This window comes from Dehalobacter sp. CP, from assembly GCF_047652685.1.
GTDB lineage: Bacteria > Bacillota > Desulfitobacteriia > Desulfitobacteriales > Syntrophobotulaceae > Dehalobacter.
Genome location: NZ_CP157399.1, coordinates 572,835 through 587,182, shown reverse-complemented (window position 1 = coordinate 587,182; position 14,348 = coordinate 572,835). Strand labels below are relative to the sequence as shown.

Below are 14,348 nucleotides of genomic sequence, written 5' to 3'. Positions count from 1 at the left end.
TTAGATCAAGCATATATTATTGGATGGTCAGCAGTTCGTAGAATGTATCGGCGATTGTTTGGCAGCAAGCGGCGCATTTTTCTTCATACTTCGTGGTAAAGGTTGAGGGGGCTGCAGTTTTTGGCCCACTTTTTGATTTGTCGGTTTTCTTGACGGTTATATATTCTATTTTGATATCCTGAGGATTATTTGGTATGGGCATGACTTGAGCCTGCACTTTCTGCGGAGCGGTTTGGTTCAGTTCTTTGAGAGTCTGATCAAGCTCCCGGGAAGTCATATCTTTAACATCATGCTGCAGGATAAATTTCTCCCGCTCATCTTCCGGAATCCCCAGAAGAAGAAGGGCCTGATAGTAGGTTAAACTCGTCAGCGCTGACGAATTTGAGTTTACAAATCTGTTGTTTGAACCTATTAATCTCAGCCGTGATAACAAGCGGCGTACGTTCAGTGATTGGTTCATTCATTTTGATTCCCGCCTTTTTAGTAGCTTTAATTACAGCATACGCAGACGGGCTTCGGATGGTGAAGGCTTGTCTATGAACCTATCAAATCACCTTTCAAAATTGACATCAATTCTATTTGTTTTATCGCTTTCTTATCAAGCAATCCGCCTGTAAGTGCTTTAAAAATGTACGTATCAATTTCTTCTGAGGTATCATTTTTTTTAATTAACAAAAGAATATTTAGAATATCAATTAATATTAGCTTTCTCATTGTTGGTTTAATATCCATAATATCAATGGATATAAGTTCATTTGCAACTTTATTATGTAAATTTGTCCTGTAAGTAACTATTTTGCCTAATGACTGTATACATTGGCGTACCGTAATCGGTTTTTCATCATCTAAAATTCTTAAATAGTCATCAATTGTTATATCAATTCTGTTTTCTCTATCCCATTTTACATTAGTAGCAATAAGCATTACCCCAATACTTTTCTGATAGGAATTAGTACTTTTTAGTTTTTCACAAAAAATATCCCAAAAAGGATACACATCATCATATTCCTCTGAACGATGTTCTAATAATAGCAATGAGTGATATCTCAGCTTATCATCTTTTTCAGTTAACAATTCCACTAACTGAGATATGTCTTCTGCCTCTAAAGTTTTAGAGAATTCAAGTAAATTCTCCTTTTTTATTGTTAACAGTCTCTCAATATTAATCATATCTCCCACACCTCTTTCAAATTAACCTCTGCCCCAAAAAATTGCTAATCCTACGCAGCGTCATAACCACATTCATATTTGTAAAGTTGAGTAAACCTCGTGTTAGGCGTCGTGTGGCGCTTCAAATTCAGCAGTGGTCATGGATGGCAATCCTTAAAAATTCTCCTTGACTTATCTTCCAAAAACGATAAGCTATTCATTAGGAGGCGATCGTATTGGATGATAAGGTAATGGATCTTCTCGGAAAGATCCTTGAAGACCAAACCGAAACTAATTCCCAACTTAAAGAATTAACCTCTCAAGTCCAAAAAATAGAAACAAAAGTTGAAAATGATCTAGGTTATAAAATCAAAGCATTATTTGATGCTCGCGAAGTACAAAATGAGAAAAATGATACTATTATCAATGCCCTCGAAAGAATCGAAACTAAAATTGAAACCTTACAGATGGAAACAACCCATGTACGAAAAGTTAAATAGAATGATTGAAGGAGCTTGTTCAAGGCTTCTTTTTATTTTACCCTTCGACACCCGGATGGAAACCTTTCCCATGGATGGCGCTGCCTTAAATATCTAGCAATCAGCACCAGTATTACAAAATAAGAAAAATTTATCCGAAGCTTTATAATTATGTATCTAGAAGAAGACTCACTCTATATAAGTTTTGCAGATCAAACAAAAAGCTCTATGTACGCAAACAATATTGCCACATTCTTTGCAAGTCCATTTATTTTCCTCATTCCGCAAAAATGAATCAATGCCATATTGCTTTATTTGCTCAAGGTTTTCAAGCATGCTCATGTGATATTTTGTTCGATATCGCTTATCTAACTGTTTTAACCTCCGGCAAGGGTATTTATCACATTCAAAGCAAAATCCCGATTCATTGCTTTTAATTACAGAACAGTTTTTGATTATGCAACTGACGCTACCTTTTGTTTTATACCTAATATCTATCTCATTCCGACACCCTTTACAATGATTTTTCTCTCTTTGATTACCTAAGCAAAGTCTGCAATTCATACCACAAGGAGCAATCAATTCTTCCTTCATATTATTCATCTCATACCTCACACCTCAGAATATATATAATAACGTCACGTTATTCTACTGTTACTAAAAATCCGACTGCCGCAAAGAAATAACCTATAATCCATTTTATCCGCGCCAGAACGGCGTGGCCTTTTCACGATATGTCGTAGAACGTCTCGCGTATTGCCGACGCGCCCCAACCGCATGCATCTTTTCCAAGTGTTGGCAATACGCTGTTCGTATGTAGCCGGGCCCCAAAGAATATCTCAATCATCTCATCCATCCAATAGTTTTAATCTCATCTTTTGTTGACTGAAAATGTACAGCCGCTGGTGCTCTCCAAAAAAATAAAGACTTGATTGAAATTACTGTCCTCGGTCCATTAGCCGTATCAAAAATGTAAACTTTACTCCAACCGAAATCTACATCTCCAAGAGACACCGCATTCCTTCCAACATCCAAATGAGCTTTAGCAGCTGCAAGTGGGGTAAACCTATAATTCTACCTCATGTTTTTTTATATTTATGGAACAATAGCATAGATGGAGGTGATCAGGAAAGATGCTTAAAAAACCTGTCCTGATTTGGGAATTATCAGGTACCTTCTTCCTAATCATTGTTGGTTCCTTGCTACATTTTGCCTTTGATTGGTCAAATCGGTTACCAATTATCGGTGTAATCAGTGCAGTAAACGAAAGTGTATGGGAGCATTTAAAACTTGGTTTTTGGTCCTTAACTTTGTTTTCTCTAATTGAGTATTGGTATGTTAAAAATAAAACTAACAACTTTCTACTTGCAAAAGGTCTTGGCATTTTGACTCTTCAAGGCTTTATTCTTCTGGTCTTTTACACTTATTCAATGTTTTCATCTAAAGAAATTCTGGCAATAGACATTGCATCCTATATTTTAGGGTGTGCCCTGTGTCAATTGGTCAGTTATATGATACTTACTAGAACAAATATGAAAAAAATGCTAAACAGATTAGGCCTCGTACTCATCCTGATTCATGCCGCTCTCCTCATAACATTTACATTTGCACCGCCCAAGTTACCTATTTTCCAGGATCCTCATTCGTTATCTTACGGGATAGAGTGGAAAACCCAATAAGGAACTTTCACCGCTCTTTCACATAACGTCCCGTGAATTCCCGAAGTCTGGTTACTGCTTGCATATTCTCTCAGATTTTGAGAATTCGCTGTTATCTGAAGTGCGGCAAAGTTAATCATTCAAAAATTCCAGCACCAAAAATTAATCCGAATCAATTCATCTATTAAGCATCTGGAATCCCGCAAATCCTAACGTACTAATTGTTGTAAGTAAAACTGTCCAAATCACGATACCAATACTCATCCAAATTGTAAGTCGTTTGGGTGATGCTCCCAATGAGATTCCTATCGCGGCTCCTAGGGGTGCACCCGTTAAAAGTGGCGATAGCATTCCTAGTCCTATCACCCCATACTTTTCCCAAATTCTATAGATTCGTCCTTTGCTTTTTTCTTTCTTCACCCTCTTCTTTAACAACCACTGGCGTAATCGATCACCAAAGAAAATAACTACCACTGCTCCAATAATGGCACCAAACGCTGATGCTATTCCGTTAAGCAAAGGGTGAAGTTTTAACGCTGTTCCTGCTGGAATTGCTGCCCATAGCTCAATGATTCCAAGACCCATAATTGTTATAAACTTGATCAGAACTTCCATATAAACCTCCAAGCGTCTACCAAACGAATTGCAATTTGAGCACCATCATTTTAAATTTTTTCTATATTTTTTTCCAAAATTCGTTTCCGACTAATAAAAATCTTTCGCCCACTAGACCCAGCATTTCAGATAACGTTTCGCAGATTTACGCAGTCTAGTTACTACCTGCATATTCTCTTAGATTGCGTAAAGGTGCTGTTCTACGACGTATCGTGCCCCGTGACTCAGACAGCGCCCGGATGGCGCTGCCTTAAAAAGGTAACCAGCTCCAAATTACATGCTACTATTAATACATGTTCCTTCATTAGCTTTTCTCTAATACCTTATTAATAGACAAATACTGATAGCCGTTGGCAGTAAAACGAATGGTATAAACTTTAGTATAAAAAACAGTTTTATACTGGTCATCGTAATAATCGACCGTTAACTTCAATTTATCATTATTTAGCTGCTCTTTCTTGACTAATTTAGGAAAGCGACCTCCGCCAAATCCTGACAGTCCACCGATAATTATCTCATTTGTTTGCGCATTGTAACCATAGACTTGAACAGGGTCAAAATTACAGCCATCAAAATATTGGTTCAGAATCTCTTTAATATCAGCTACTGGTACCCGATAATTATTATCAGCCTTGATGTACCATTTATCTTGATAATCTGATCCATAACTATTTGTTATATAGCAAAAAAAAGTAAATAAGGTTTGGGATGAAATAGTTTTTGCATCAGAAAATAATAAATTGTCGCCAAGACAAAGGTCTAGGGTACTACAATACTCAGCTACAAGCTTGTCATCCGCTAACTTCAACGCCTGTTCTAATCCTTTATTACCTGCTGATGCCGGGGAAACATTTACGCTGGGTATAGTTTTATTGCCGCAGCCAGACAGTAAGCATGCGAAAATCAACAATAATATGGATACATAAACAACTTTTTTCATTTTCTACCCCTTTCGTCCGCGCCATGGACGGCGCGGCCTTTGCACGATATGTCGTAGAACGTCTCGGCAGTTCCCGAAGCATCTTATAACATTCATATATTCTAAGTTTCGGGAACTGCCTGTTCTACGAAGTATCCTGCCCCTTAATTGAGAGTGCGCCAAGGACGGCGCACCCTTGAAAAAACATTTTATCTAATCACTGTTTAAATACTAATCATTTTCTTTCGTGAGATCTTCAATAGTACTAATAAACTCAGTCAAATACATAACATCATAACCATTATTTGTCATTCTACTGTGAAGTTCTTTATCTTCAGTAATTAAAGTACATCCTTCATATACCGCTGTATCTGCTATTACCGCATCATCAATATTACCATTATTATTCTTGAGTATCTTATTATAAACAATTCCGTCGCCGAATCTTGCATATCCTAATCTTGCTCTACCGTTTAGTATAAATAAGGATATAGGAACAAGTTTTGCTCTGAGATCTGCTAACATCAGAATATTCCTAGCCCTAATATCTTTCTTGCTATCAGGAATTTCGCATAATTCTTCGACTTGTATAGTTGTAATATAGTACTCATACTGGGTTTCAGTAGATTTTTTTATTTGATGTATTATCTCTGGCAACCGATCAAAAACATTCGAGTCGAACATTATCTTCTTCATTTATAATACCTCAGATTCTACTTTTTAACGTTTTCGCGCCACGGATGGCGCGTCCAAGCAGGGTATTTCGTAGAACGTTCAAGCGTTCCCGAAGCGTCATACTACATTCATCTATTCTAAGTTTTGGGAACGCTGTGTTAGATGAAGTAACCCCGTAACCCCATAACTATGCAGCTTCTCGAATTCTTACCGTCAAATAAATACTACTATAACTACGTAAAACATCTGAATATACATCCACTAATCCATTAGCGTCTATCACTTGAATAATAATTACGTAGTCTTGCTGAAAATCTTCAGGTAGGTCTCCACGTGTTAGTAACCTTACTCTAGCTTCCCATTCCCCTGCACAATAGTTCCTAGAAAAATCTTTCTCAATTTGTATGACCGGATTCCAAGGAACTGAATACTTGAAGTCATTAGATGAAAGAGAGACTTCTCTCATACCGTCATCACATTTCTTAAAAAGAGATACTGCCATTCTACTCATAGAGTACTCTTTTTGGTTATCTGGATTAACAGGTGGGTTATAAACGAGCGTTACTCGAATTCTTAACTTACTTTCAGCTCCAACTACGGCAAATGAATCGGGGACATGAAATTTAATATATTGGTATACATCCTTCTTAATACTACCCTGCCATATATAAACTGCTGTTGATAATGAACTTAGCGCATAATTAATATCTGGTTCACCAAATCCATAAAATTTTTGAGGATCTATGCCGTCTAGTTCTGGACAAATTACATTATTAGCCGAATTGCATAGAAGTGCCTTAATTAAATTCATCGTAGCATTTGGGTTAGCTCCTAATATCTTAGCAGCATAGTTAGAGATAATTGGCGCCGAAAAGCTTGTACCTACATCATATGCAAGCCTTCGACCTGAAGAGTCTACTCCATATGCCCCAACTCTCGGAGAATGGCCCCAACCACAAAGTAAATTCCCACCGTGGGCAACTAGCTCCGGTTTCATTCCTTGATCCGCTCCTGGACCAATACAAGAAAAAGGCGAGATTTCATTTATTGTTGAAAGACAACTTGCATTTGAGTATTTGGCAATAGAACCCACAGTTAAAGCTAATAATGATTCGGACGGGGGTTGTACCCTAGCATTTGTAAATTTAAAATGTTCTGGATAACTAGCTAAAGGATGTCGAATATTTCCCGCAGCAATAACAAAAAGTACATTGAACTCTCGAGATAAAAAATCAATTTCTTGGGCTAATAAGGAATACTTATTGTCTTCAATAGGGCAATTAAACCCGAGTGATAAATTAAATATTCTAACTGTTTTTGATAAAGTTGGAACAATATTATCCAACATTGTCACCAGTTGATCTTCTTTTAACCCGATTACATTGCCGAGTAAATCTTCTCCAAAGACAGTAATATCAATAACACTACAAGTAGGAGTTAATTCATGTAAGTGAACACAAGACTCTAAGTTATCTCCATATATAACTCTACTTGCAACTAGGGTTCCATGATCTACAGCCTTTTTTGTCGTCCCAGAAGGTAAAAACAGTTGGTTATCGTTGATCAATCCATTAAAGGCAGGAGATGTTTCATTAATTCCTGAGTCAACTACTGCTACTACTACATCTGTATTTGGTTTAGAAACCACTAAAGGGTTTGGGAGGTTGTCTGTTGGAAATGATTTTTCTAATATCATCGAACCATTAACACTAATTGAACGAACAGTAATATACTCTTGCCCAAGTTCTTTTATTATTGAAGGATGTAAGTTTGCAGATAGGATAACCGTACCATTCAATAACTTACTCTTTCTTATTTCGTTAATATCTTTGTTCCTTAATACACTTTCAATATTATTAATGATAATCTCTTTTTCCTTAGCTGAAAGGATATTATAAAGTGTAATTATACATTCAACTTCAATATCATCATTGCTTTTTATACTTGTGTCTATTTTTTCTTCTAAAGGAACCTCTCTAATTTCTTCAATAACGGAAATATTTGTTTTCCCATAGTGATCTTCAGATTCAGCATATTTAATCACTTTCTTATCAAATTCATTGAACTTATCTTTATGAATTATAGCTGTTGCAATATTTTCTTTATTATTTGAATAGGAAACAATATCGAAACCCAATTTATTTAACTTATCTTTATGACTTTTAATCGATATTTGTTCAGGAGTTTTTACTTGGAGAATATAGTCTTTTGTAAGTTCAGCATCCTTCTTAATTATTATTTCATTCTTTATTTTGTTTACCTGCTCCGTTAATCTCTTTCCATGTTCATAATAATCATCTCTAGAATAGCTCGGACCACCGTTCCCTAAATTCACAATATCTTCTCTGACCTGATTTTTAGGTATCCATAAATGGTCTCTTTCATCAGACATAATATTCTCCCCCAAATAAATATACTTGTATCTTTTAAAATATTCCCGGAAGGGTTATTTCATCTAACGTTCAAGAGTTCCCGAAGCGTCATTCTACATTCATATATTCAAAGTTTTGGGAACTCTGTGTTCTCTGATGTGCGGCGGGCCCGCGGAGCCAGAGCCCCACGGATGGGGCGCCTTAATCAATACGTAACTATTCAATATCTTCATAAGATTTAATCACTTTATCATCTGTCAATTGCGATGCTATACCATTTTTAACCAAGTCCATTTCATATATCTTAACAACAAAATCTGCAACAGTTCCTAATCGATTTGAAAACTGTTGTCCCTTTTTCTCAGGCGGAAACCCTTTAATCAATTCAACGACACCGACATGCTTGCCTCTTTTCTTAATGTATTCAATAGAAGGAATAAAATCTGCATCTCCAGATATTATTAGTGCAAAATCATAAATACTTTCTAAGGTAACTATGTCAACAGCCAAGCGTGTATCAAGTTCTTTCTCAAGAATCACTCTGGTTAAGGGTTTTATTTTCCAATGACCACAACTTATTACTTCTATAAAATCCGAACTACGTTGTAATCCAGTATAGAAGTTCCCAAATCCATCAATGTTTGCTTTTCTTTTCTGATACCAAGTCTTTGTTTCTTTAAAAAGCATATCCCATGCTTTTTCTGCAACTTCATTTTGTGGCATACCAGCATTCTGTTTTCCGATTAACGTCATGTAAGTTTTCTTCGGCTCTTTTTCTTTATTAAAAATTTCATATAAATGCTGTTTAGTTTCTGGTTTATCAAAATCCCATATATCAATACTGCCAACTGCATACCAATAAACTCTATTCATTAATGTTGTAATACTACTGCCCCTAAGGCATTTACTCCATATCTTAACTGATTCGTCAAATACATATCTAAAAAATGTCTCGTAATCTTTAATCTGAATTTGTATACCTACTTTACTAAGCGAACCTAAGAAGTTTGAGCCATCAACAAATATAGTTCCTTTAAACACCTTTCTGCCTCCCCTTATAAATCTAAAATTTCACTTCAAATCCGCGCCAAGGATGGCGCGGCACTTTCCGCCGCATTTCAGAGAACGGCCGGGCGTTCCCGAAGCGTCATTCCACATGCATCTAGACAAAGTTTCGGGGAACGCCTTGTTATCTGAAGTCATATGCCCCCAAAGACTACCTTAAATAATTGTGGCCTTAATCCTATTAAATAACTTTGTATATAGATCTTCCTCTTCATCCCAAACAATGTGATTATATTGCCGAGTATCAAAGTGTAGTTTATCCACCTCATTACTTTTACAAGTCCAAATAACAGGTAATCCAAGTCCTAACGCAAAACCAGCTTCAAAATAAACACCGCCTCTTTGTCCTGTAAAATCACAAACCACAAACTTACTATTTCTTATTTCCGCTATTATCTCATCACAAATCTTATTGTTATGCTCTTTATTATCAATTCTCCGCGGAGTAAAACCTGCATCTGTAATTGCTTTCTGAATCGCTTTCTTCCAAACTAAATCCATACTACTGTCAAACCACATTGCAACAAATCCTTGTTTGGACTCTTTATTAACCGTACGCTGTAAATCAGCTACTCGATTCCATCCCTTAGAAGTAACAATAAGCTCGGTTGGAAAACCTTGATGCCCCTTCACATAATCCTCCGAGATAAGCTGCTCCATAATAAAGAAAGTGGCATCAATTCTTATGGAATCCGGGCAGAAAATTGAATAATCCTTTTCGTTTAATTTCACCTTATCTCCAGCAAACTTTGACAATAATGCTAAGTTCAAAAGGGCTCTGTCAATACGATCAGCCAGATTCTTGGGAAACGCCTCAACAATTCCTTCAATAGTTATTCTCGGAACTGGTTGCCCGTCCTTGTCTTCAACTACTACCGTAATTTTCTCCAAATTTTTAATTGTCCGTTCTCTCAAAAATGAAGAGAGTTTGACTCTATGTTGCTGGGTATTCTTATCTTCACAAACATAATCTCTCGCAATATCTGATATTGAATAAGAACCGCATACTTCGCAGTCAACGTTATGATACTGATCCAATGGACCTAATCCCACAACTTTTGCTTGGTTTCCGCAAATAGAACATACATCTTGAAAAGACATTCCCTTTCCTCCTACCAATTGCATATGATTTTAGATAACGTCTGGGAATTCCCGACGCGCCTTAACCGCATTCATCATCCTCTAAGTGTCGGGAATTCCGTGTTATCTGAAGGCCGGATGCCCCCAGACCCAGAGCTGCCACGGATGGCAGCCCTTTAAAACAGTCATCACTTCTGCAGAATTGCAAATAACCTATTGCTTTTATCCTCCGAATACATGGAAAAATCAAAATCGCCAAAAATATTGACATTGGCAAATTTGGTTCTCGAAAGACATCCTTCAAATCTCGCTTTAGTAAGCAAACTCAGCGCCATTGAATTAAGTGAATGGGTGAATGAATCCTTTGTTTTTTTTACATCTAATATGTTAAATACGACGCGATCGTCAAAATACTCAATGATATGGTAAATTGCTTCGTCTTGGTATGTTCTTGCAGGTATTAATTTTGGTCTGCTTCTCGCAAGTAAATCAGATATCCCTGAAAACATTACAACTATTCCGTTCTCCTCCAACCTTTCATACATTGAATCTAATGCTCTGATAATGTCCTCATCTTCCAACATATGATTTAATGCACTTGAAACGCAGAGAATCATATCAAACTTTCTTTCCCATGTTTCTGATAGTTTACAATAATCCTCGATCCTAAGTTCAATATTTGTGCCTCTTAGATTATCCTTACAAATATCAATCATCTCTGGAGAAATATCAGACCCACAACTCTTCACTCCAAGGTTATTAATCATATATAAATGCCAGCCTAAACCACAAGCACAATCTAAGCAGGTTTTCACATTATACTTTTCAATAATTTGAGAAAAGAAATCCCTTTGAAGAATTATTTCTTCTTTTGGATTAAGCGCCTCATAATCTTGAGCAAAATTCTTGTAATCATCCATTTTTATTACCTCAAAATATCTCAAAATAATTCCCTGCCCACCAGGACGGCGGGCATATCCGCATCTGGCTTTCAGATAACGTTTAGCCGTTCCCGAAGCGTCATAAAACATTCATCTATTCTAAGTTTTGGGAAAGGCGTGTTATACGCCGTACCGACAAATTTATTCTCCAGAGTAACAGACCCTATAGCCTTGCTTTTACAAAAATCGTTGTAATAACTGAATCACTTGTATCGGATATAAAAGAGACTTCTTTATTTCCAATCACATAATTGATATTCCAACCAAGTATTTCTCTATCATTACTTTCTCCTTCGAATTTGGGATCTCCTAGAATTTGCTTTACTTCTGATGGTAGCATTCCAACTTTAACACTACCAATCTTTCTTTCACCATGAAGAGCTATCGCACTTACTTTAGCTATCTTTTCATCTTCACTGTCTGTAAAAAAAGTGATGTCACCATAATCTAAATATTCACCAGCTTCAAAGTAATCTTTTTGATTTGGCTCTTTCATTTCTTCAATGATATTTTTATAACTTGATCCAATATCAATGTTAGTACCTTCAATTTTGAAATCATTCTCTGATGTAACTTCAATTTTAGTATTTGGTGTATTGCTAATTTCCGGTGTACAAGCTGAAATGCTAAAACATAATAAAAATAATAAGCAACAAATTATGATTCTTTTCATATCAGACATCTCCTTAGCAAAATCCTCGGTAAATCGCCAGTCTAACCAAATAAAGACCCAGGTATGGCGTATAACGTCGTTTTCCCGCAATTATTGCGTATTACATCTACATCTAAATATGGAGGTAAACCGCAAGGGTTGCGGAGATATTTCCTTTAGCAGAATTTACTTCCTTTAAACCTCTATGTCCAGTGCATCGATTGGGCTGTGTATTTTGGCTAGATCCCGTTGGCTTACATGGGTATATATTTCTGTTGTTTTAGAATTTTTATGCCCTAAAAGTTCCTGGATATATCTCAGATCCGTACCGCCTTCCAGCAAATGGGTGGCAAAGGAGTGTCTGAGTGAGTGAACATCTTTCTGCTCCATTCTTACATAATGGAAATATTACTAATAAATACCATTACAAAAATATTTTAACTTCTTTAATTTGCATGGTCAATCCTGAAAAATAATTTTGGTATTATTTCGGAAACTTCTTTTCATGTCATATGCGTTTATCCGAATAAACAGCTTCAAGCGCTTTGGAACCAGTACGGTGAAAGCAATTTTGAGCTTGTAGTATACCTCCTCAAATTCGGATTCGGCTCCGAATTTGAGGAGGTATGCCGTCCAGCTCCGTTCTCTTTTTTCCTTACTGCCCATCTCCGCAGGGGCAAGCTTCCCTGCTCCACGCCTCGTCTTTACGCCACACATCCATAAGATCGCAAACCTTATTCTTATAAATGATATACGTCTCCTTGTCATTAGGGGCGATTTCGCGCAGCTTTTGCTTTACTTCCCTAACGGTTTGATCCAAGTTTTCACAGAGGAAGGCGAGATGGTTAGCCCTGACTTTGAGCGAACTCTTCATGAAGTTATTTCTCATCCTCTCGTAGCTCTGGGCGGATGAGCTTTTTCGGAGCGATTCCAGCGAATCATTCAGCTGTCTGGTCGTTATAGCGAGTTCTTCTTTGGACGCCTTGACGTTCTCCAATTGGGCCTTTAGATTGGCGAGTTCCGCAGTCAGCTCGGCAATGGTACCACTTTGGTCTTCCACTTTTTTCTGGAAGTCCGCGTTCTCTTGCTGGGTCTGGTCTTTTTCTTGCCGGGCCTGCGTCCGTTCCTTGACCGCCTGACGCAGTTCCTGGGTGGTCATGCCTTCGACATCCATATCGACGATGAATTGCGCCCGTTCCTCCTTCGGGATACCTAAAAGAAGCACCGCCTGGCTGTAGTTTAATTTCGGATTCGGCTCCGAATTTGAGTTGGTAAGCTGTCCTTCTCCATACTCTTTGAAGATACGCATCAGTTTATTGGCCCTGCTTTGGGAGAAATCGACCGACTCCTCCAGCCACTTGCCCCATTCTCCAAACTTAAGAAAGGCTTTGGCCTCCGTCAACCGTCTTCCAATCTCGACGATAGCGGTAAGGTAGATATTCTCAGCCTGATATTTGATCATGTTAATCTCAGCCGCTATGACATGCGGCGTACGTCCACTGATGACATCAGGTACTGTATTGCTTACTGGATCATTCTCCGGATCGGTTGCTGTATCCTTTGCTGGATACGTCATGATATCCACACTCCTTTGGACTAATTTCACTTATAGGATATGTGGCCATGCTTAAAAGTGTACTACCTCAGTCGTTAAGCTTTTTATTATAGGGAAGTACCTTTCTTATTTCCTTTCTTACTTCCCCCAAATGTGTACGCTTCACCTTGCTGTTGCCAGTTTCGGTGCAACACTCGATATGGGTGGTTGGCTAGACCTTGCCCAGCAAGGACTTTCACCTTGCAGGAAGTACCAAGCTTTGCTTGGCGCACTAACGTTTAGGGGTTCCCGCTGCGCCCTAACCGCATGCATCATTCTCCAAGTGGCGGGAACCCCGTGTTGTATGAAGCCGTACGCCCTCAGACTCAGAGGCCGCCACATAGAAGTATTGCTAACCACAAAAAATGGTTAGCAATACTTCTATTCATACTAATCTTCTATTTCAGGCCACGGACAGGACAATTCAGCTTCTCTCCCATTTCTTTGAGCCATGAGTCAGGATAAGCATCATAAGTTTTCCCGTCGAGCACGCCCTGGGGGGACTGGCGAAACTGCTGGAGCACCCAGGGAGTTTCATTTCCGAGGAACTCACGGATTAGCTTTAGATCTTCAAATGTATGCCAGACCGGCAGTACCGTAGTTCTGAATTCGTATGCAATTGTACTCGCCCTGATCCATTGGATGGTTTCAAACGCCGCCTCTCCGCTGTTTTTGCACGCGGTCAGCTTCTCGTATTTATCAGGAGTACATTTAATATCCATGGCAATATAGTCCAGGAAAGGAGCCAGCTCCCGGAGTTTTTCCGGGCTGCTTCCATTGGTATCCAATTTCACCTTGAAACCGAGCGCTTTGACCTCTCTTACAAAGGGATTCAGATCCGGGGATAAAAGCGGCTCCCCGCCAGTAAGACAAACACCGTCCAGTAATCCTTTCCTGGTCTTCATAAATTCAATGACAGCAGAAGGAGAAGTCCGCGACTTCTCCTTCTTGTTGACCAAAGCAGGGTTATGGCAGTAGCCACACTGGAAATTACAACCTCCAAAAAAGACCGTTGCTACGATATGTCCAGGATAATCGACAAGAGAGAAAGGTTCAATATCCATTAGCATCTGCGATCACCAATCCTTGTTCTGCTTTATACTAAATACCTGTACTCGTAAAAGTTTCTGCATAAAATAGATACGTTGT

At 38.1% G+C, this 14,348-nt stretch carries 15 protein-coding genes and 1 pseudogene; 2 read left to right on the top strand and 14 right to left on the bottom strand.

Annotated elements, in window-relative coordinates; genetic code table 11:
* Nucleotides 1-25: 25 nt before the first annotated feature.
* Both AAH944_RS03000 and AAH944_RS02995 read right to left on the bottom strand, forming a co-directional pair.
* A pseudogene (locus tag AAH944_RS03000) lies at nt 26-464 on the bottom strand (DUF3102 domain-containing protein); the annotation flags it as partial.
* A 70-nt stretch (nt 465-534) separates the two neighbouring features.
* Nucleotides 535-1,170: a hypothetical protein gene (locus tag AAH944_RS02995; RefSeq protein WP_415536358.1), complete on the bottom strand. Its 636-nt coding sequence runs from the start codon at nt 1,168-1,170 to the stop codon at nt 535-537.
* Between the two features lie 215 nt (nt 1,171-1,385).
* Here AAH944_RS02995 and AAH944_RS02990 point away from each other — a divergent pair, with 215 nt between their 5' ends.
* Nucleotides 1,386-1,649 (top strand): hypothetical protein, encoded by a 264-nt coding sequence (locus tag AAH944_RS02990; protein WP_415536356.1) that lies wholly within the window; start codon nt 1,386-1,388, stop codon nt 1,647-1,649.
* A 168-nt stretch (nt 1,650-1,817) separates the two neighbouring features.
* Here the strand turns inward: AAH944_RS02990 and AAH944_RS02985 are convergent, their stop codons facing one another.
* Nucleotides 1,818-2,231, bottom strand: coding sequence for a DUF3795 domain-containing protein (locus AAH944_RS02985; protein WP_415536354.1), 414 nt, complete (start codon nt 2,229-2,231; stop codon nt 1,818-1,820).
* Between the two features lie 530 nt (nt 2,232-2,761).
* Here AAH944_RS02985 and AAH944_RS02980 point away from each other — a divergent pair.
* Nucleotides 2,762-3,307 carry a DUF6512 family protein gene (locus AAH944_RS02980; protein WP_415536352.1) on the top strand — a complete coding sequence of 182 codons (546 nt, stop codon included), beginning with the start codon at nt 2,762-2,764 and terminating at the stop codon, nt 3,305-3,307.
* A gap of 156 nt (nt 3,308-3,463) precedes the next feature.
* On the opposite strand, the gene AAH944_RS02975 is transcribed toward AAH944_RS02980, so the two are convergent.
* From AAH944_RS02975 to AAH944_RS02925, 11 genes are all read right to left on the bottom strand, one after another.
* Entirely contained in the window at nt 3,464-3,901 is a 438-nt protein-coding gene (locus AAH944_RS02975; RefSeq protein WP_415536350.1) for a small multi-drug export protein, read from the bottom strand.
* A gap of 304 nt (nt 3,902-4,205) precedes the next feature.
* A complete protein-coding gene (locus AAH944_RS02970) occupies nt 4,206-4,841 on the bottom strand; it encodes a hypothetical protein (protein ID WP_415536348.1) in 636 nt (211 codons plus the stop codon).
* Between the two features lie 210 nt (nt 4,842-5,051).
* The gene (locus tag AAH944_RS02965) at nt 5,052-5,516 is read right to left on the bottom strand and encodes a hypothetical protein (RefSeq protein ID WP_415536346.1); all 465 of its coding nucleotides are present in this window, start codon (nt 5,514-5,516) and stop codon (nt 5,052-5,054) included.
* A gap of 166 nt (nt 5,517-5,682) precedes the next feature.
* Nucleotides 5,683-7,887 carry a S8 family peptidase gene (locus AAH944_RS02960; RefSeq protein ID WP_415536344.1) on the bottom strand — a complete coding sequence of 735 codons (2,205 nt, stop codon included), beginning with the start codon at nt 7,885-7,887 and terminating at the stop codon, nt 5,683-5,685.
* A gap of 196 nt (nt 7,888-8,083) precedes the next feature.
* Entirely contained in the window at nt 8,084-8,908 is an 825-nt protein-coding gene (locus AAH944_RS02955; protein WP_415536342.1) for an NYN domain-containing protein, read from the bottom strand.
* Between the two features lie 180 nt (nt 8,909-9,088).
* Nucleotides 9,089-10,033: a hypothetical protein gene (locus tag AAH944_RS02950; RefSeq protein WP_415536340.1), complete on the bottom strand. Its 945-nt coding sequence runs from the start codon at nt 10,031-10,033 to the stop codon at nt 9,089-9,091.
* Between the two features lie 167 nt (nt 10,034-10,200).
* Complete coding sequence (locus tag AAH944_RS02945; RefSeq protein ID WP_415536338.1) at nt 10,201-10,932, bottom strand: class I SAM-dependent methyltransferase; 732 nt, start codon at nt 10,930-10,932, stop codon at nt 10,201-10,203.
* A 184-nt stretch (nt 10,933-11,116) separates the two neighbouring features.
* Entirely contained in the window at nt 11,117-11,626 is a 510-nt protein-coding gene (locus AAH944_RS02940; RefSeq protein WP_415536336.1) for a hypothetical protein, read from the bottom strand.
* 174 nt (nt 11,627-11,800) lie between these two features.
* The gene (locus AAH944_RS02935) at nt 11,801-11,995 is read right to left on the bottom strand and encodes a tyrosine-type recombinase/integrase (protein ID WP_415536334.1); all 195 of its coding nucleotides are present in this window, start codon (nt 11,993-11,995) and stop codon (nt 11,801-11,803) included.
* 265 nt (nt 11,996-12,260) lie between these two features.
* Nucleotides 12,261-13,181: a DUF3102 domain-containing protein gene (locus AAH944_RS02930; protein WP_415536332.1), complete on the bottom strand. Its 921-nt coding sequence runs from the start codon at nt 13,179-13,181 to the stop codon at nt 12,261-12,263.
* Between the two features lie 416 nt (nt 13,182-13,597).
* A complete protein-coding gene (locus AAH944_RS02925; protein ID WP_015043767.1) occupies nt 13,598-14,269 on the bottom strand; it encodes an anaerobic ribonucleoside-triphosphate reductase activating protein in 672 nt (223 codons plus the stop codon).
* Nucleotides 14,270-14,348 lie beyond the last annotated feature (79 nt).